The following is an 18,065-nucleotide window of genomic DNA, read 5'->3' on the forward strand; positions in this document are numbered from 1 at the left end:
CGCCGCGGCCGCTCGCGCCGGAGCCCGCCGCGCAGCCGGCCAATGGCGAGGAGCAAGAACAGATGGCCCAGGAACTCAGGCAGATCGGCGACGAGATCAAGCTGCTCAGAAGCCTGCTGCAAAGCCAGCTGGCCAGCTTCGCCTGGTCGGACATGGAGGGCAAGGCGCCCAACCGGCTGGAGCTGTTCAAACACCTGCTGGCCATGGGTTTTTCAGCCCAGCTGATCCGCCAGCTGATCGAGAAGATGCCGGCGCAGTACCAGGCCGAGGTCGCGGTGAAATGGGCGCGCTCGGCGCTGGCGCACAATCTGAAATGCGCGGACGCCGACCGCGAGGTGATGGACCGCGGCGGCATCTTCGCGCTGGTCGGCCCCACCGGCGTCGGCAAGACCACCACCGTGGCCAAGCTGGCAGCCCGCGCGACGATGCGCTTCGGCGCCCAGCACGTGGCGCTGATCACCACCGACAGCTACCGGATCGGCGCGCAGGACCAGTTGCGCATCTACGGCAAGATCCTGGGCGTGCCGGTGTTCTCCATCCAGAACGAAGGCGATCTGCAGCTGACGCTGGCCGACCTGTCCAACCGCCACATCGTGTTCATCGACACCGTGGGCATGGGCCAGCGCGATGCGCGCGTGCTGGCGCAGATCGACATGCTGCGCACCGCCGGCCGGCCGATCGAGCGGCTGCTGCTGCTGGCCGCCAATACCGACGGCCACACGCTGGAGGATGTGGTGAAACGCTACCGCGGCGACGGCCTGTCCGGCTGCATCCTGTCCAAGATAGACGAGGCGGTGGCCCAAGGCCCCAGCCTGGACGTGATCATCCGCAACCGGCTCAAGCTTTACTACGTCACCAATGGCCAGCGGGTGCCGGAAGACCTGCATTCGGCCAACGCCGCCTTCTTGGTCGACCGCGCGATGCGCGCGCAGCAGATCGCCTCCCCGTTCGCGCTGCAGGCCGATGAAATGTCCATCATGCAGGCGGCTCAGGCTGGATGGCTATGAACGCCATGCAGGACCAGGCCGCCAGCCTCCGTCTGCTCGCCGCTCAGCGGCAGCGCGCGCCCAGCTTCGCCTTCATCGGCTCAGAACACTCCGGCACCAGCACCGTGGTGACCGAGCTGGCGCTGGGCCTCGCCTACGCCGGCCTGCGCCCCATCATGGTGGATTGCTGTCTGGGCCAGGTGCAAACCCGCCGCCTGGGCGTGCCCTCCACCGCCACGCTGGAAAGCCAGGTGGTCAGCGTCGGAGGTCTGGACGAAATGATGGTGGTGTCGCGGCAAGGCGTTCAGTTGATCAATCTCTATGCGCAGCCCGAGCAACGCGCGCTATTCTCCACCCAGTTGTGGTTGCGGCTGGGCAGCGAATTCGGCGCGCAGGAGCGCGACGCGTCGGCGCTGTTGATCGACGCGCCCGACCCGGTTCGCGACCCGATACCGGCCAGCGTCGCCGACAATCTGGTCTTGGTGCTGACGCCGGCAGCCGATTCGCTGACCGCCGCCTACGCTAATATCAAGCGCCTGGCCAGCCGCTACGGCCGCCAACGCTTCAACGTGCTGATCAACCGCGCGCGGCATCTGGAGGAGGCGCACGAGCTGTTCACCCGGCTGTCGGCGGTCACCAGTGAATTCCTGACCGTCTCGCTGCGCTGGGTGGGCTTCGTGCCGCAGGACAACGCGGTGCGCCGCAGCCAGACGCTGCATCGGCCGCTGATGGAGGCCTTCCCGGACAGCGAGGCGGCGATGGCCTTCTCGCAGCTGTCGGCGGTGCTGCCGCAGTGGGACGCGCCGGAAACCAGCCGCGACAGTACCGGATACATGGACTTGCTGATTGCCGCCTCGCGCGATTGGGCCGAGGCAGATGGAGCCAAACCCTTATGACCTTTCCGTCCTTCCGCCGATCGGGCTATGCCGCAGCAGCCCCCAGCGTCGAGATCGACGTGGAGGCCTACGCCCCGCTGGTGCGCAAGCTGGCCAGCATCATGATCGCCCGGCTGCCCGCGTCGGTGGAGCTGGGCGACCTGGTCCAGGTCGGCATGATCGGCCTGATCGAAGCCGCCCGCCAGTTCGATCCCGCTCAGGGCGTGCAGTTCGAGACTTTCGCCAGCCAGCGCATCCGCGGCGCGATGCTGGACGAGCTCCGGCGCGAGGACTGGCTGCCGCGCCAGGCCCGCCGCAACTCCCGCCAGATAGAGGAGGCGATCTCCAAGCTGGAGCAGCGGCTGGGCCGCACGCCGCTAGAATCGGAAATCGCCGTTGAAATGGGCCTGGAACTGGAGCAATACCAGGACATGCTCGGCGATTGCAAAGGCACCACCCTGCTGCATTTCGAGGATTTCAACGGCGGCGATGATGAAAGCATCCACAATCCGGTGACCAATATCGCCGACGAGGATTCGCCCGACCCGCTAGCCGCCTTCTCGGACGACAGTTTCCGCCAGCAGCTGATCAGCGCGATCAAGTTCCTGCCGGAGCGCGACCAGCTAGTGATGGCGCTGTACTACGAACAAGAACTGAATCTGAAGGAAATCGGCGCGGTGCTCGGCGTCACCGAATCCCGCGTCTGCCAACTGCACAGCCAGGCCATCGCCCGTCTGCGCGCAAAATTGAAAGACTGGCTGTAAAAGCCTGTTCATGATCTTTTTACGAGCAGCGCAGCCCGGCCAGCAGGCCATCTGCCGACCGGGCTGCCCTCCGGAGCCATTTTCTGCCGCCGGGGCATGGCTTTGTCAAACGTCCCTGACAGTGAGTGATGCTGCGGCGGGCCGTTTTTCGCGTCCTGCATCCTGCATAAAATGGCCGCTGCCGAAAAAGATCGTAAACAGGTCCTAAGGGAAGACCCCGCGCCGGGTCTCAGGCCAGATCGATAACGGAACCTTTTTGTGGACAAGATCAGTCTTATCGCCATTGTAATGGGCCTGACCGCCATCATCGCCGGCCAGGCCATCGAAGGGGGCAGCATCGGCTCGCTGATGCAGCTGACCGCCTTCATGATCGTCATTGGCGGCACCACCAGCGCAGTGATGCTGCAAAGCACGCCCAAACAGTTCATAGCCGGCCTGCGCATGCTGCGCTGGATATTCCGCCCGCCCAATTTCGACCACGAGAAAATGATCCGCGAGGTCATCAACTGGAGCCAGACCTCGCGCAAGGGCGGCCTCTTGGCGCTGGAAGGCCTGATCGCCACCCAGCGCGACCCGTTCACCAAGAAGGCGATGCAGATGCTGGTGGACGGCACCGAGCCGGACACGCTGCGCGCGGTGATGGAAGTGGAAATCAGCATGTTCGAGCACGCCCGCAAGCAAGCGGCCCGGATCTGGGAGTCGGCCGGCGGCTACGCGCCGACCATGGGCATTCTGGGCGCTGTGCTGGGCCTGATCCACGTGATGGAAAATCTGTCCGACCCAACCAAGCTGGGCGGCGGCATCGCAGTGGCTTTCGTCGCCACCGTATATGGCGTCGGCTCAGCCAACCTGTTTTTCCTGCCCATGGCCAACAAGCTCAAGCATTTGGTGGCGTCCGAAGTAGCCATGAAGGAGCTGGTGGTCGAGGGCGTGGTGGCGATCGCCAATGGCGAGAACCCGCGCATCATCGAAAGCCGGCTACGCGGCTATCTGGCGATGCACGAGTAAGGCCGCCGCCAGCACGCAAAAATTCACATAAATTTACAATTTGCCGTTATCATATCTCGCTTTATCGCAACCACTGATGACGACTATGCGTATTCTGATCGCTGCCGCGCTGGTTGCAGGCCTGAGCGCCTGCGCAAGCACCCCCATGGCCTCCAAGGAAGCGGACGCCGCCGCCAAAGAATTCAAGATTCCCACCGCTGATGCTGCCCGCGTCTACATCTATCGCAACGAGAACTTCGGCGCGGCTGTGAAGCTGCCGGTCGCCATCGACAACGCGATGGCCGGCGATACCGTGGCCCACAGCTACATCATGAAGGACCTGCCGGCCGGCAAACATACGATCACCGGCAAGGGCGAGAACGATTCCAGCGTCACCCTGGACGCAGTCGCCGGCAAAATCTATTACATCTGGCAAGAAGTGAAGATGGGGCTGTTCGCTCCCCGCAACCAGCTGCAAGAAGTCGACGAGAAAACCGGCCAGGACGGCGTGAAGGAATCCTCGCTGATCGCCCCGCTCTAAGGTCTCCTGAAATTGAAAAAGGCAAGCTGCGCTTGCCTTTTTTCATGTCCGGAGCCATGCCGGCTTACTGCGGCGACACGTCCCTATCCGGCTTGCGCAGCTCGCTCTCCAGCAGCTTGTAGTAATCAAGATCGAACGCCGGCTCGCCCTCCAGCGCCCCGCCATTGCGGCGGCTGCCCAGATAGCACCAGCGGTCGAACAGGTGCTCCACCACATCGCCGCACACCTCGTCGCGCTCCGCCACCGCCACCGCGCCCTCGAACGGCCATGGCTTGACCTTGAGCCGCTGCAGCGCCGCCAGCAACCTGGCGTTGTGGCTGTCGGCGCCCTCGTCGCCGACGCAGGCGCCGCGGCAGCGGCGGATCCGGTAGGCGGCGCAAGGCGCGCCCTTGCGGCTGGTCACCTGCTCCACCCCCAGCACCGACTGGCACAGCCCCTGGGCCAGCGCGATCTGCGCCAGCGCCTTGCGCGCCTCTCGCGCATGGCGGAACAAGCCGTAGAGATCGGCGGTGCGGGTGAAGTCGATGTCGCGGGCGGATACCGGGACCGGCCGCGAAAAAGCGTCGTCGCCGGCTTGCAGCTGCAGCGTGCACACCTCGCCCATCATCCTGGCCCGCGGGTTATGAAGCGGCTGCCAGCGGCCAAGCCACTGCAACTCCAGCAAACGGGCGCCGAACTCGCTCAAGCTCTCCCGCCACTCAACCTTCGCCACAGGCTCGTCTATCCGCACCTCATGGCTCTTGTGCCCGGGCTTGCGTTCGGCAAAATGTCCCAGCGCCTTGCGGTACAAATTGGTCGCTCGGCCGATGTACAACGCGCGCCCGTCCTCGCCGAACATCGCGTAGACCCCGGCCGAATCCGGCATGTCCTCCACCTGCTGCTGCAGCTCCGCCGACAAGCTGGACAGCTCGGCCGGCTGCGACAGCAGCTGAGCGGCCTCATGTTCCACCTTGTCCCGGCCAAGCTCCGCAACGGCGATCTGGAGAAAGCGGTAGACTGCCTCGGCGTCGGCCAGCGCGCGGTGGCGCTCCGGCATTTCTATGCCATGGCGGGCAATCAGGCTGTCCAGGCTGTGCTTGAAATGCTGCGGATACAGCCGGCGCGACAGCTTGACCGTGCACAGCGCGCGCGCCTGGAAACGCAGGCCGTGGCGGCGGAATTCGTTCCTGAGAAAGCCATAGTCGAAGCGTGCGTTGTGCGCCAGCAGCAGGCGGCCGCGCAGCGTGGCCAGCAGCTCGTCGGCCAGTTCGGCGAACGGCGGCGCGCCGGCCACCATCTCGTTGCTGATGCCCGTCATGTTTTCAATGAAAGGCGGGATGGGCTGGCCGGGATTGACCAGCCAGGACAAGCGCTCGACGCGTTCGCCGTCAATCAGCACGACGCCGACTTCGGTGATGCGGTCGCGCGCGATGTTGCCGCCAGTGGTTTCCAGGTCGATGATGGCGCATGGCTGCGCAAACAGGGTATTCAATCTCGCTTCGCTTTCGTGTCTTGCGGCCACGCCGCCAACATGTCAAATGGCTGAAAATGTTGGCCCGCCGCGACAGGGACAGCTGCCGAGTTTACCGGCTTTGCAAAAAAAATCATACGAAGTGTTGACAGAGAAAACCCCTCTCTGTAATATCCGACCTCTCGCAAGACACAACGTCTCGCGAAACAGTGCACCCGTAGCTCAGTTGGATAGAGTATCTGGCTACGAACCAGAGGGTCGGGCGTTCGAATCGCTCCGGGTGCACCAAAAATCAGCGTCCCTATAGTTTAGCGGTTAGAACACCGCCCTTTCACGGCGGTAGCCGGGGTTCGATTCCCCGTGGGGACGCCAAAGCTGCACCCGTAGCTCAGTTGGATAGAGTATCTGGCTACGAACCAGAGGGTCGGGCGTTCGAATCGCTCCGGGTGCACCAAAACGTCCCTATAGTTTAGCGGTTAGAACACCGCCCTTTCACGGCGGTAGCCGGGGTTCGATTCCCCGTGGGGACGCCAGGATTCAGAAAAAAGCCTCGCATGAAAATGCGAGGCTTTTTTCATTTCAGCGGCCAGATGGCTCCGCCCCGATCTGCCAATATGCCGCCGCGTCATTTGTATTGCCGTTTTTCTTCGCACAACAAAAATGACATGGAGATATCCTGTTCTTCCTGATACTCATACAAGAACAGGCCCGCCGTGCATTCCGCGAAAACTCCGCCCCACCCCAGGCTGCTATCCGCCCTACTGCTTCTCTCCGCCTGGCCAGCCCTGGCCGACACGCCGCCAACCGATTCGCTGGAACGCGTGACCGTCACCGGATCGCGCATCGCCCGCTCAGCCAAAGAAGGGCCGACCAGCGTCACCGTGATCACCGGCGACGATATCGAAAAACAGGGCTACACCAATGTCTACGACGCCCTGAACAATCTGACGCAGAACACCGGCTTCACCCAGGGCGCCGACTTCGGCAACACCTTCACCCCCGCCGCCAACGCCATCAGCCTGCGCGGCCTCGGCCCCAATCACACGCTGACGCTGATCAACGGCCGCCGCATGGCCGACTATCCGATCGCCTATGAGGGCCAGGTCAACTTCGTCAACCTAGCCAACATCCCCGCCGCACTGATAGACCGCATCGAAATCCTAAACGGCGGCGCCTCCGCCATCTACGGTTCCGACGCGATCGCCGGCGTGGTCAACATCATCCTGAAGAAGAAAACCGACGGCGCCGCCGTCAACGTCAAGATAGGCTCCACCGAGCATCACGGCGGCGAAAACGCCAGGCTGCAGCTGACCGGCGGCAAAAGCTGGGATCAGCTCAGCGCGGTCTACGGCCTGGAAGTGAGCAAACGCAATCCGATCTGGTCCCGCCAGCGCGGCTTCATGTCCGACTCCACCGCCCTTGGAGAAACCCCTTCCTCCATCCTGTCGCGGCGCATCGCCGGCGGCGCTTATCTCGACGCTGGCAGCGCCTGCGGCAATTTCGCCGGCATGTTCGCCAACAGCGTCACCACTGTGGGCAACAACCAAAAAGGCTATTGCGCCAGCGGCCTGCTGAAGCCGTCGTACTGGACGATACAGACAGCCACCCAAAGCCAAAGCGGCTTCCTCAGCCTCAACTACCAGATCAATTCGCACGCCGAGCTGTTCAGCGACGCGATGCTGGGCGTCACGCACACGGAAAACAACACCCGCGGCCCCAACTGGACCGCCGCTGCCGGACAAGGAAACTACTTCCTGAACCAGAACACCGGCAATTACGAAGCCTGGAACAAGCGCTTCGCCCCCGAAGAACTGGGCGGAACCAGCAACTACAACCGCAAATGGGATGATCTGGCGGCCAACCTGACGCTGGGCGTGCGTGGCGACCTGACCGGCAGCTGGAACTACGAAGCGGCGTACAACGCGTCGATCTACACCAGCCGCACCACCACCCCGATGCTGCTTTCCGGCGTCAACGCCTACTTCCTCGGGCCGCAGCTCGGGACCGATAGCAAGGGCGCTCCGATCTACGCGCCCAGCACCGGCCGCTTCTATCAGCCACTGACGCCGGCGCAGTCCGCCAGCCTGATCGGCAACAGCACCGGCAACAACAAATCCTGGCTGCAAGTGCTCAGCCTGAGCGCCAGCGGCGAAGCCTTCCAATTGCCGGCCGGCCCCGCCAAACTGGCGGGCTTGCTGGAGTGGGGCAGCCAGGGCTTCAGCAACGACCCCGACCAAAGCCTGAACCAGGGCGTGTACTACAACGCCAGCCCCGCGATCCGAGCCAGCGGCTCCCGCTCCCGCGAAGCCGCCGGCGCGGAACTGCTGCTGCCGCTGGCCAAACCGGTCAACCTGACCCTGTCCGGCCGCTACGATCGTTACCAGACCTCAGACAGCAGCGAAGGCAAGCTCACCTACGGCGCCGGCTTGGAATACCGCCCCATTGGCAGCCTGTTGCTGCGCAGCAACTACGCCACCAGCTTTCGCGCGCCGGACATGAGCTATCTGTTCCAGACCCAGACCCGAGGCTACTACTCGTCCACCACCGACTACTGGCGCTGCGCGCAAGCCGGCCAGCCGCTGGCCAACTGCCAATACGCCGGTGTCTCGCCCGGCTCCAACTACATCAGCAACGGCAACTCCAGCCTGAAGCCGGAAAGCGGAAAATCGTACGGACTGGGCTTCGTCTGGTCACCCAGCCGCGACGCAGACATCTCACTGGACTACTGGAACATCACCATCGACGATCTGGTCACCACCCTCAGCGCCGACAAGCTGCTGCGCGACGAGGCGCTGTGCCGCGGCGGCCAGCTGAACGCCAGCTCCACCCAGTGCCAGGACGCGCTCCGCCGCGTGATACGCAATCCGAGCAACGCGGTGGTGGACCCCGGCGCGATCAACACCATCGTCGTCAATCCGATCAACGCCGCCAGCGAGCGCACCAGCGGTATCGACCTCAGCGGCAAGTACCGCCTACGCACCCCCAAGCTGGGCGACTTCCTGTTCAAAGCCACCTACACCAAGGTGCTGACCCACACCTACCAGCAATTCGCCGGCGACCCAGCCCAGAACGAGCTGACCGACATGAGCAACACCGACTGGCCAGACAAGCTGGACTTCACCACCACCTGGAACATCGGCGACTGGTCGTCCACGCTGCTGCTGACCCGCTACGGCAAGATCCCCAACGGCGCCGGCACTGGCTATCTGACCCCGACCGTGCTCGCCAACCTGAGCGTCACTCGGCAGTTAAACAAGAAAACCTCGGTTGGATTGATCGTCAACAACGTCCAGGATTTTCTCAAAAAGGACTACACCGGCGGCTGGCCTTACTACCCGGTGGGCAGCTACGCGCCCTACGGCCGCCAGGCCTGGCTGGAGCTGAACCACAAGTTCTAAGGCAAAAACGAGAAAGGGATGCCGCAAGGCATCCCTTTTTTACGCAATCCGGCACAAAAATGAATAAAGCAATAAAAAAAGCCCCGCATTTTCATGCGAGGCTTTTTTCTGAATCCTGGCGTCCCCACGGGGAATCGAACCCCGGCTACCGCCGTGAAAGGGCGGTGTTCTAACCGCTAAACTATAGGGACGTCTTGGTGCACCCGGAGCGATTCGAACGCCCGACCCTCTGGTTCGTAGCCAGATACTCTATCCAACTGAGCTACGGGTGCAGTTTCTGGCGGAGAAAGAGGGATTCGAACCCTCGATACAGGTTTAAGCCCGTATGCTTCCTTAGCAGGGAAGTGCCTTCGACCACTCGGCCATTTCTCCGTTCAGAGAGCGCCATATTAAATAGCGGCGCTCTCCCTGTCAAGCTGCTCGCGCAAAAATATTTACGCTGCCTGATCCAGGCCGAAAACTTTATGCAAAACGCGAACCGCTAGTTCCAGGTACTTCTCGTCCACCAGCACCGACACCTTGATTTCCGAGGTCGAAATCATCTGGATATTGATGCCCTCCTCCGCCAGCGTGCGGAACATGGTGGACGCGATGCCGCAGTGCGAACGCATGCCGACCCCGACGATCGAAATCTTGGCCACCTTGTCGTCGGCGTCGATCTTGGCGGCGCCGATGTGGGTCTGCACTTCGCGCAGGATGGACAGCGCGCGGTTGAACTCGCCGCGCGGCACGGTGAACGAGAAATCGGTGGTGCCGTTCTCGCCGACATTCTGGATGATCATGTCCACTTCGATGTTGGCATCCGCGATCGGGCCCAGGATCTGGTAGGCGATGCCCGGCTTGTCCGGCACGCCCTTCACATTGATGCGGGCCTCGTTGCGATCGAACGCGATGCCTGCCACTACCGCCTTTTCCATGCTCTCATCTTCCTCAAACGTAATCAGGGTGCCCTCGCCTTCGTCCTCGAAGCTGGAGAGCACGCGCAAGCGCACCTTGTACTTGCCGGCGAATTCCACCGAGCGGATCTGCAATACCTTGGAGCCCAGCGACGCCATTTCGATCATTTCTTCGAACGTGACCGTCTTCAAGCGGCGCGCCTCCGGCACCACGCGCGGATCGGTGGTGTAGACGCCGTCGACATCGGTGTAGATCTGGCACTCATCGGCCTTCAGCGCGGCGGCCAGCGCCACCGCCGAGGTATCCGAGCCGCCGCGGCCCAGCGTGGTGATGTTGCCTTCCTCGTCCACGCCCTGGAAGCCGGCGACGATGACCACGCGGCCCTCCTTCAAGTCGGCGCGCATCACGCCCTCGTCTATCGACTGGATGCGGGCCTTGGTGTGGGCCTGGTCTGTCACCACTTTCACCTGCCAGCCGCAATAGCTCTTGGCCGGCACGCCGATTTCCTTCAGCGCCATCGCCAGCAGACCGATGGTGACCTGCTCGCCGGTGGAGACGATCACGTCCAGCTCGCGCGGGTCCGGATAGTCCTGAATGTCCTTGGCCAGGGCGATCAGGCGATTGGTTTCGCCGCTCATCGCGGAAACCACCACCACCACATCATGCCCCTGGGCCTTCCACTTGGCGACGCGACGGGCCACATTCTTGATGCGCTCGGTTGTCCCGACCGAGGTGCCGCCGTACTTCTGTACGATGAGTGCCATACGTGCTTCTTGTTTCAAAATGGTTGAAATGTCGAACTTCGATTCTGACCACAGAATGTCGATAAATGCAAGGCGGAATTAGGCGTCCGCGCCCGGCGCCGGCGGTTTACGACAATTGGCTGCCTGTTTGCATCCCCACAGCTCAGCGGCTACAAACAGTAGGAAGAATACGCATCCGACCGACGGGACCCTTGCATGATCGCCCCTGTTCAACCCTGGCGCTGGATCCGGCTGCAAATCGGCCTGGCCGTCAACGGGGGAATCCAGTATACGCTGCTGATCAATCATCCCTTGTTCTGGCCCGCGCTGGGCCTGACTTCGTTGCTGATCGCGCTTTTGCTGCTGTGGCCGGTCCCAATCGCCTCCTCTCCCCGCCAGCCGGTTTCCGGCGGCGGCGGCGAAAGCTACTGGCGCGACTACACCAGCCACGTCTATGCGCTGCTGCCGCTGTGGGCCGGACACATCGCGCTCAGCCGCGAGCAGATAGACGAGGCGGCCGGCCACCTGACCCATCGTTTCGACAGCATGCTGCGCCTGCTCGGCCATCAGCCTGCAGAACATGACGGCCTGGATGCGATCGACGCGGCCGAACGCCCTGCCGCTGACGCGCCTCAGCCGCCCGCCGAGCGACAGCGACGGCTCTCGGCCGAGCTGCAGCAGCTGCGCCAGTCCAGCTTGAAGCTGGACGAGCTGGCCCAGTCCGGCGGCGACGCCGCCCACGCGGCGGCAATCGCCGGAGAAGCCCGCACGCTGGCGCAGCGGCTGCACGCGCTGGAGCAGCAGATCGACGCCGGCTTCCAGGCCGACGGCTTCGACCTGCCCGCCACCGTGGAGGACGTTCTGACTCATCTCCAATTCCAGGACCGGGTCAGTCAGATCCTGTCCCACGTGCAAAACGACATCTGGCAACTGGAGGCCTCGCTACATGAAGCCTTGAATTGCGAAGATGAATTGCCGCCTCCGCCAGACACCGAAGCCTGGCTGTCCGCGCTGAAGAGCAGTTACACCACCCACGAGCAACGCGCGCTCCACAGCCGGGAAGGCAATGACAAAGCGCCGGGGCCCAGCGATATCACTTTTTTCTGAATGACGGGGTAGTCGCAGATGGGCAAAACCATATTGATCGTCGACGACTCCACCACCTTGCGGCAGGTGGTGCGCATGACGCTGGCCGGCGCCGGCTACGAAGTGCTGGAAGCGGGCAACGGCAAGGAGGCTCTGGATATCCTGGACGGCCGCAAGATCCATCTGATCATCTCGGATGTCAACATGCCGCAGATGGACGGCATCAGCCTGCTGAAGAACATCAAGCAGCTGTCCCATTACAAATTCACGCCGGTGATCATGCTGACGACGGAATCGGCGGAAGAGAAGAAGCGCGAGGGCAAGGAGGCCGGCGCCAAGGCCTGGGTGGTCAAGCCATTCCAGCCACCGGTGCTGCTGACCGCGGTGTCCAAGCTGATCCTGCCCTGAACCGGCTAACGAACCCTGGAGCGGACATGGCGCATTCGATCGTCGCCGGACACGAACAGACCATCTACCAGGCCTCGCAATGGCGGGCGGAGCTGGACGCCGCCCTGCAAAGCGGCGAGGACATACTGCTCGACCTGTCCTCGATCGAGGAGATCGACTGCTCCGGCCTCCAGGTGCTGCTGTGGCTGCAACGCGAGGCTACCAGGCAGAACAGGCGGATAGGCTTGCTCGACCCCAGCCGCCCGCTGGGCGAATTCCTCCGCCTGATGGGCATGGAGGGCGAACTGGCGTTCAAGCGCAGCGGAGCCGGCGATGGATCTTGAACAGGCGATGCAGACTTTCCTGGAAGAGTCCCGCGAGCTGCTGGACGAGATGGAAAGCATCCTGCTGGACGTCGAGGCCGAGCAGACCAGCTCGGAGCAACTGAACGCGCTGTTCCGCGCCATGCACACCATCAAGGGCTCGGCCGGGCTGTTCGGCCTGGACCCCATCATCCGCTTCAGCCATCAGGCCGAGAATCTGCTGGACCAGTTGCGCGACGGCAAGCTGAAGCTGGATGACGAACTGGTCGGCCTGCTGCTGCGCTGCCACGATCACGTCAAGCTGCTGATCCAGGCGCTGGCGGCCGGCGACTCGCTGGAGGCCCTGAGCGACGAGGCGCTGGAAGCCGCGCTGCTCGGCTATCTGACCGTGCCGCAGGCGATGCAGCCGCCCGCCCGGGAGGCGCCTCCTCCCGCGGCATCCCGGCCGGAACGCTGGGTGCTGTCGCTGCGCTTCGGCCCAGACGTGCTGCGCAATGGCCTCGACCCTTCCTCCTTCATCCGCTATCTGGCGACGCTGGGCACCGTGGAGGGCATCCACGCGATCGCCTGCCGGCTGCCCGCCGGCGCCGATTTCGACGCGGAGAGCAACTACCTGCGCTTCGAGCTGCTGTACCACTCGGACATCGACGAGAAATCGCTGCACGAGGTCTTCGAATTCGTCCGCGAAGACAGCGAGCTGTTCATCTGGCCGCTGAAGATCGCCGCCGCTCATTTGCACGAGGCCTGCGCCAGCGCTACGCCGGACGAGGCTCGGGAAGTGGAAAGCGCTTGGCGGCAGTTCGGCGCGCTGGGCCAGCCGCAGCCGCTTGAGGAAAGCGCCTCCGACGTCGACCCATTGCTCGAGCATCCGCTGGCGGCGGCCGGGCCGGATCCCGCTCTCGCCGAGCCTGCGCCTCCCCCCGCCCCGGCCGACCCGCATGCTCCGCCCCATCCTGAAGCCGCGCCCGTCCATGGCGAAACCCGCGCCGGCCGCACTGGCGAGAGCCGCTTCATCAAGGTGGAGGCCGGCAAGCTGGACAGCCTGATCAATCTGATCGGCGAACTGGTGATCGCCGGTTCGGCGGCCAACCTGATCGCGCGCCGCTCGCAGCAGACGCAATTGGTGGAGGCGACTCTGGGCATCGCCAATCTGATCGAGCAGATCCGCACCGGCACGCTGTCGATGCGCATGGTGCAGATAGGCGAAATCTTCCACCGCTTCCCGCGCGTGGTCCGCGACGTCTCGCGCGAACTGGGCAAGGACATCCAGCTGCGCATCGTCGGCGCCGAAACCGAGCTGGACAAATCCATGGTGGAAAAACTCGGCGACCCGCTGCTGCACATCGTGCGCAACGCCATCGACCACGGCATCGAGCCCACCGAAGTCCGCCAGACCCACGGCAAACCCTCCCAGGGCAATCTCTGGCTCAACGCCTACCATGAATCCGGCAGCGTGGTGATCGAAGTGGCCGACGACGGCGGCGGCCTCGACCGCGGACGCATCCTGGCCAAGGCGCGCGAGCGCGGCCTGCTCGGCATGGACGAGGAGCCGCCGGACAGCGTGGTGTTCCAGCAGATATTCGAAGCCGGCTTCTCCACCGCCGACCAGGTGACCAATCTGTCCGGGCGCGGCGTCGGCATGGACGTGGTCAGGCGCGGCATCGAACAGCTGCACGGCAACATCGAGATCGACAGCGAAGCCGGCCAGGGCACCACCTTCCGCATCCGGCTGCCGCTGACGCTGGCCATCATCGACGGTTTTCTGGTGGAGGTGGCCACCTCCACCTTCGTGCTGCCGCTAGAGGCCGTGATCGAGTGCATAGAATTGCCGGACGGCCTGCCCGAAAACGGCGTGCACGACTGCATCAATCTGCGCGGCGAGCTACTGCCGCTGCTGCACCTCGACACTTTCTTCGAGCTGCCGCCCGCCGCGGCGCTGCGCCGCAACGTGGTGGTGGTGCAGTACGGCGAGCGCAAAGCCGGCCTGGTGGTGGACGCGCTGCAGGGCGAATTCCAGACCGTGATCAAGCCGCTGGGCGCGCTGTTCAACACACTGAAGGCGATCAGCGGCTCCACCATACTCGGCACCGGCGAAGTCGCGCTGATCCTGGATGTTCCCTCTCTGATACAGCGCGCCTGCCGCCAGGAGTCCGAGCGCTTCGCGCTGCCGCCGCGCGCCGACGCCGCCTCCCGCCCCGGCACACCCTTGCAAGGAAACACGCCATGACAGCCCTCTCCGGCTTGCGCATCCAAACCAAACAGGCGCTGGGCTACGGGGCCATCATCGCCCTGTTGCTGCTATGCGTGGCGGCCGCCCTGCATGGCTTCTCCAGCACCAGCGGCATCATCCACGACATCACCCAGATCAACAATGTCGAGGCCAGACTGTCCCACCAGTTGCTGGAACAAAACCAGCAGATCCGCATCGACATCCGCAACAGCCTGCTGGCCGCCAGCCCCGAGGAGGCCGCGCGCACGGCCCAGGCCATGCAGGACTCGCTGCGCCGCTACCAAGACACCGAGCAGCAACTGGCGCAGATGTTCCTGCGCGAGACCAGCACCCAAGCCCGCGAGCGGGAATTGATAAGCGCCATCCAGAACAGCAGCCGCATCGTCCATCAAGACTACCTTCAGGCACTGGCGCTGCTGGCCAGGCAGCAAGGCAAAGAAGCAGCCCAGCTGCTGACCGGAAAGGGCGGACAGCTGAACGAAACCATCACAGCGCTCGCCGCCTACGAAGACAAGCTGAACGACGACCTCGCCCGCCAAGGGGAAGAAACCTACTCCGACAGCCGCAACCGCCTGCTGCTGCTGGCGGGCATCGCGCTGCTCGCCAGCCTGGCGATCAGCCTGCTGATCCGCCGCGACCTGCTGCGCACGCTGGGAGGCGAGCCGCGACAGGTGGCCGATTTGATGCGCCAGGTCGCCGGCGGCAACCTGAACGGCCAGATTCCGTTGCGCGCCGGCGACCAGAGCAGCCTGGCCGCCTCCATCATGCAAACGATACAAACGCTGGGCGCCATCCTGGGCGAGGTGAAGAACGGCTCAGAAAGCCTATCCGTCGCCGCGCAGCACATCCACTCCACCTCGCAGATGATCGCGCAGTCGGCCAGCCAGCAAGCCTCCGGGCTGGAAGAGACGTCGGCCTCGGTGCAGCAGATGTCCAACTCGATCAACCAGACCAACGACAACGCGCGCCTGACCGAGAGCATGGCTGAGAAAGCGTCCGGCGAGGCCGCCGAGGGAGGCCAGGCGGTGCAACAGACGATACGGGCGATGCGCGAGATCGCCGACAAGATCAGCATCATCGACGATATCGCCTACCAGACCAATCTGCTGGCGCTGAACGCCGCCATAGAGGCCGCGCGCGCCGGCGAGCACGGCAAGGGCTTCGCCGTAGTGGCCGCCGAGGTGCGCAAGCTGGCCGAGCGCAGCCAAGTGGCCGCTCAGGAAATCAGCGGCCTCGCCCGCAGCAGCGTCGACTTGGTGGACGGCGCCGGCAGCCTGCTGGAGGAAATCGTCCGCTCCAGCCGCCGCACCTCGGACCTGGTGCAGGAGATCGCAGCCGCCTCCAAGGAGCAATCCGGCGGCGTCGGCCAGATCAGCCTGGCGGTGCAGCAGTTGAACCAAACCACCCAGCAGAACGCCAGCGCCAGCGAAGAACTGGCCGCCACCGCGGAGGAAATGAACCGCCAGGCGGAGAACCTGCACGATCTGATAGGCTTTTTCCACCTGGGATCGCTGCATGCCGCGCCCCAGCCCGGCGCCTCCAGCAGACCGCAGCCGCCGGCGCCGGACCTTCACGGCTTCATGCAGTTCTAAAACGGCAGGAGAGACACAGACATGGCCTCACTCAATATTCTCCGCCGCAGCGAAGCCGCCCCGGAGCCCGGCGCCCAAGCCGAGGTGCGGCAATTCCTGACCTTCCAGCTCGCCGGCGAAACCTTCGCCATCGGCATCCTGCGGATACGGGAAATCCTGGAATACATCAAACCGACGTCAGTGCCGCTGATGCCGCCCTTCATCCGCGGCGTGATGAATCTGCGCGGCGCCGTGGTGCCGGTGATCGACCTGTCGCTGCGCTTCGGCCGCGATGAAACCACGATCAACCGCCGCACCTGCATCGTCATCATCGAAGTGGAACACGACGAGCAGTGGCAACTGATCGGCGTGCTGGTGGACACCGTGCACGAAGTGCTGGCCATTCCCGACAGCGAGATCGAGCCGCCGCCGCAGTTCGGCAGCAAGATACGCGTCGACTTCATCTCCGGCATGGCCAGGATAGACAATCGCTTCGTGGTGATGCTGGACGTGGACAAGGTGCTGTCCGTGGGCGAGATGTCGCTGCTGTCCGAACTGAGCCGGCAGGAAGAGGCGCAAGAAGAATGACTCCGCCACTCCGCATGCAACCAGACTGCCTGGAACCAAGATGAAAACATTCACCGTCCGCCGGCAATTCATCCTGCTCGCCGCCTGCGTTCTGCTGGGGCTGGGAGGGCTGACCTTCACCTCCTGGCAGGGCCTGCGCACCGTGATGATCAACGGCGCCATGTACCACCAGGTGGTGATAGGCAAGGATTTCATCAACGACCTGGATCCTCCCACTCAGCAGTTGATCTCCAGCTTCCTGCTGGCCAACCAGCTGCGCAACACCAACGATCCGTCGATACGCCAGCAATTGACCAACCAGTTGCAGAAACAGCGCGCCATCTTCTACGACGGCCAGAAAAAATGGGGCAACAGCGAACTGCCTCAGGAGCTGCGCGACCTGCTGACGCAGCAGGTGCGGCAATCGGCCGACGCCTTCTTCCAGGAAATCGACACCCGCTACCTGCCGGCGCTGGAATCCCATGACCAGTTGGCGATCAACCAGTCATTCGACCGCCTGTCGGCGCAATACGACCGCAACGACCAGGCGATGCAGCCGCTGATCGCCAAGACCATGGACCGGCAGGCGCGGGTGGAGGGCGAGGCCCAGCGCATCACCGCGCAAACCTTCTCCGCCGTGGCGGCGGTCAGCGCGCTGGTGCTGGTGCTGCTGGTCGGTTCGCTGGTCATGATCTACCGCCAGCTGATCCGCGGACTGGGCGGCGAGCCGCACGAGGTGGCGCGGATCGCAGGCGAGGTGGCGGCCGGCCGGCTGGACGTCGAGATGCCGCCCGCGCCGGCGGGCAGCCTGTCCGACTCGGTGCAGCAGATGTGCCGGCAATTGCTCGCCATCATCGCCGAAGTCAAGAACAGCTCGGACGGCATCGCCTGCGCCGCGCAGCAAGTCAGCTCGACGGCGATGGCGCTGTCCCAGGGCGCCAGCACCTCGGCCGCCGGCCTGCAGCAGAGCTCGGCCTCGATCGAGCAGGTGTCGGCGTCGATCAACCAGACCAGCGACAACTCCCGTACCACCGAAGCCATCGCGGAAAAAGCCTCCGCCGAGGCTACCGAAGGCGGGGAGGCGGTGCTGCAGACGGTGGCGGCGATGCGGCAGATCGCCGAAAAGATCGGCATCATCGACGACATCGCCTACCAGACCAATCTCTTGGCGCTGAACGCCGCCATCGAAGCCGCGCGCGCCGGCAAGCACGGCGCGGGCTTCGCCGTGGTGGCCGCCGAAGTGCGCAAGCTGGCCGAGCG

Annotated in this window: 15 protein-coding genes and 7 tRNA genes; 17 read left to right on the plus strand and 5 right to left on the minus strand. The window is 64.0% G+C overall.

Annotated elements, in window-relative coordinates:
- The 5 genes from flhF to LQR33_RS21520 form a co-directional block, all read left to right on the plus strand.
- On the plus strand, positions 1 to 1,007 hold a 1,007-nt coding region (gene flhF / locus LQR33_RS21500; RefSeq protein WP_231470371.1), incomplete at its 5' end, for a flagellar biosynthesis protein FlhF.
- The gene (locus tag LQR33_RS21505; RefSeq protein ID WP_231179484.1) at positions 1,004 to 1,882 is read left to right on the plus strand and encodes a MinD/ParA family ATP-binding protein; all 879 of its coding nucleotides are present in this window, start codon (positions 1,004 to 1,006) and stop codon (positions 1,880 to 1,882) included. The genes flhF and LQR33_RS21505, both read left to right, overlap by 4 nt.
- Positions 1,879 to 2,625 (plus strand): RNA polymerase sigma factor FliA, encoded by a 747-nt coding sequence (locus tag LQR33_RS21510; RefSeq protein ID WP_166441015.1) that lies wholly within the window; start codon positions 1,879 to 1,881, stop codon positions 2,623 to 2,625. Before LQR33_RS21505 ends, LQR33_RS21510 begins: the two co-directional genes overlap by 4 nt.
- Before the next feature lie 258 nt (positions 2,626 to 2,883).
- Positions 2,884 to 3,633, plus strand: coding sequence for a flagellar motor protein (locus LQR33_RS21515; RefSeq protein WP_166441014.1), 750 nt, complete (start codon positions 2,884 to 2,886; stop codon positions 3,631 to 3,633).
- A gap of 76 nt (positions 3,634 to 3,709) precedes the next feature.
- A complete protein-coding gene (locus tag LQR33_RS21520; RefSeq protein ID WP_205692650.1) occupies positions 3,710 to 4,153 on the plus strand; it encodes a DUF2846 domain-containing protein in 444 nt (147 codons plus the stop codon).
- A 64-nt stretch (positions 4,154 to 4,217) separates the two neighbouring features.
- On the opposite strand, the gene LQR33_RS21525 is transcribed toward LQR33_RS21520, so the two are convergent.
- A complete protein-coding gene (locus LQR33_RS21525; protein ID WP_231179482.1) occupies positions 4,218 to 5,624 on the minus strand; it encodes an exonuclease domain-containing protein in 1,407 nt (468 codons plus the stop codon).
- Positions 5,625 to 5,814: 190 nt separating this feature from the next.
- Here LQR33_RS21525 and LQR33_RS21530 point away from each other — a divergent pair.
- The 5 genes from LQR33_RS21530 (at position 5,815) to LQR33_RS21550 (ending at position 9,001) form a co-directional block, all read left to right on the plus strand.
- Positions 5,815 to 5,891 (plus strand) — tRNA-Arg (locus tag LQR33_RS21530).
- Positions 5,892 to 5,900: 9 nt separating this feature from the next.
- A tRNA-Glu gene (locus LQR33_RS21535) sits at positions 5,901 to 5,975 on the plus strand.
- Between the two features lie 5 nt (positions 5,976 to 5,980).
- Positions 5,981 to 6,057, plus strand: a tRNA-Arg gene (locus tag LQR33_RS21540).
- Between the two features lie 4 nt (positions 6,058 to 6,061).
- Positions 6,062 to 6,136, plus strand: a tRNA-Glu gene (locus LQR33_RS21545).
- A gap of 180 nt (positions 6,137 to 6,316) precedes the next feature.
- Positions 6,317 to 9,001, plus strand: a complete 2,685-nt coding sequence (locus tag LQR33_RS21550; RefSeq protein WP_231470372.1) for a TonB-dependent receptor plug domain-containing protein — start codon at positions 6,317 to 6,319, stop codon at positions 8,999 to 9,001.
- Between the two features lie 116 nt (positions 9,002 to 9,117).
- Here LQR33_RS21550 and LQR33_RS21555 read toward each other — a convergent pair.
- From LQR33_RS21555 to LQR33_RS21570, 4 genes are all read right to left on the minus strand, one after another.
- Positions 9,118 to 9,192 (minus strand) — tRNA-Glu (locus LQR33_RS21555).
- A 4-nt stretch (positions 9,193 to 9,196) separates the two neighbouring features.
- A tRNA-Arg gene (locus LQR33_RS21560) sits at positions 9,197 to 9,273 on the minus strand.
- A gap of 6 nt (positions 9,274 to 9,279) precedes the next feature.
- Positions 9,280 to 9,373: transfer RNA gene (locus LQR33_RS21565), tRNA-Ser, on the minus strand.
- A 62-nt stretch (positions 9,374 to 9,435) separates the two neighbouring features.
- Complete coding sequence (locus LQR33_RS21570) at positions 9,436 to 10,662, minus strand: aspartate kinase (RefSeq protein WP_221665371.1); 1,227 nt, start codon at positions 10,660 to 10,662, stop codon at positions 9,436 to 9,438.
- A 195-nt stretch (positions 10,663 to 10,857) separates the two neighbouring features.
- On the opposite strand from LQR33_RS21570, the gene LQR33_RS21575 reads away from it, so the two are divergent.
- The 7 genes from LQR33_RS21575 to LQR33_RS21605 form a co-directional block, all read left to right on the plus strand.
- The gene (locus LQR33_RS21575) at positions 10,858 to 11,748 is read left to right on the plus strand and encodes a hypothetical protein (protein WP_221668429.1); all 891 of its coding nucleotides are present in this window, start codon (positions 10,858 to 10,860) and stop codon (positions 11,746 to 11,748) included.
- Between the two features lie 18 nt (positions 11,749 to 11,766).
- Positions 11,767 to 12,135 (plus strand): response regulator, encoded by a 369-nt coding sequence (locus LQR33_RS21580; protein ID WP_166441010.1) that lies wholly within the window; start codon positions 11,767 to 11,769, stop codon positions 12,133 to 12,135.
- 26 nt (positions 12,136 to 12,161) lie between these two features.
- Positions 12,162 to 12,458, plus strand: coding sequence for an STAS domain-containing protein (locus LQR33_RS21585; protein WP_231470373.1), 297 nt, complete (start codon positions 12,162 to 12,164; stop codon positions 12,456 to 12,458).
- A complete protein-coding gene (locus LQR33_RS21590; protein WP_231179476.1) occupies positions 12,448 to 14,664 on the plus strand; it encodes a chemotaxis protein CheA in 2,217 nt (738 codons plus the stop codon). The genes LQR33_RS21585 and LQR33_RS21590 overlap by 11 nt, the downstream gene beginning before the upstream one ends.
- Complete coding sequence (locus tag LQR33_RS21595; RefSeq protein ID WP_231470374.1) at positions 14,661 to 16,259, plus strand: methyl-accepting chemotaxis protein; 1,599 nt, start codon at positions 14,661 to 14,663, stop codon at positions 16,257 to 16,259. Before LQR33_RS21590 ends, LQR33_RS21595 begins: the two co-directional genes overlap by 4 nt.
- 21 nt (positions 16,260 to 16,280) lie before the next feature.
- Complete coding sequence (locus tag LQR33_RS21600) at positions 16,281 to 16,826, plus strand: chemotaxis protein CheW (protein ID WP_205692649.1); 546 nt, start codon at positions 16,281 to 16,283, stop codon at positions 16,824 to 16,826.
- A gap of 40 nt (positions 16,827 to 16,866) precedes the next feature.
- Positions 16,867 to 18,065: methyl-accepting chemotaxis protein (locus LQR33_RS21605; protein WP_231470375.1), on the plus strand; the 1,199-nt coding region annotated here is incomplete at its 3' end.

This window comes from Chromobacterium piscinae, from assembly GCF_021129175.1.
Taxonomy (GTDB): domain Bacteria; phylum Pseudomonadota; class Gammaproteobacteria; order Burkholderiales; family Chromobacteriaceae; genus Chromobacterium; species Chromobacterium piscinae.

Bases quoted from the DNA above. Each gene is read 5' to 3' on its own strand.
- LQR33_RS21570 (WP_221665371.1), bottom strand. From the start codon at position 10,662: ATGGCACTCATCGTACAGAAGTACGGCGGCACCTCGGTCGGGACAACC.
- LQR33_RS21580 (WP_166441010.1), top strand. From the start codon at position 11,767: ATGGGCAAAACCATATTGATCGTCGACGACTCCACCACCTTGCGGCAG.
- LQR33_RS21505 (WP_231179484.1), top strand. From the start codon at position 1,004: ATGAACGCCATGCAGGACCAGGCCGCCAGCCTCCGTCTGCTCGCCGCT.
- LQR33_RS21510 (WP_166441015.1), top strand. From the start codon at position 1,879: ATGACCTTTCCGTCCTTCCGCCGATCGGGCTATGCCGCAGCAGCCCCC.
- LQR33_RS21600 (WP_205692649.1), top strand. From the start codon at position 16,281: ATGGCCTCACTCAATATTCTCCGCCGCAGCGAAGCCGCCCCGGAGCCC.
- LQR33_RS21575 (WP_221668429.1), top strand. From the start codon at position 10,858: ATGATCGCCCCTGTTCAACCCTGGCGCTGGATCCGGCTGCAAATCGGC.
- LQR33_RS21520 (WP_205692650.1), top strand. From the start codon at position 3,710: ATGACGACTATGCGTATTCTGATCGCTGCCGCGCTGGTTGCAGGCCTG.
- LQR33_RS21585 (WP_231470373.1), top strand. From the start codon at position 12,162: ATGGCGCATTCGATCGTCGCCGGACACGAACAGACCATCTACCAGGCC.
- LQR33_RS21595 (WP_231470374.1), top strand. From the start codon at position 14,661: ATGACAGCCCTCTCCGGCTTGCGCATCCAAACCAAACAGGCGCTGGGC.
- LQR33_RS21590 (WP_231179476.1), top strand. From the start codon at position 12,448: ATGGATCTTGAACAGGCGATGCAGACTTTCCTGGAAGAGTCCCGCGAG.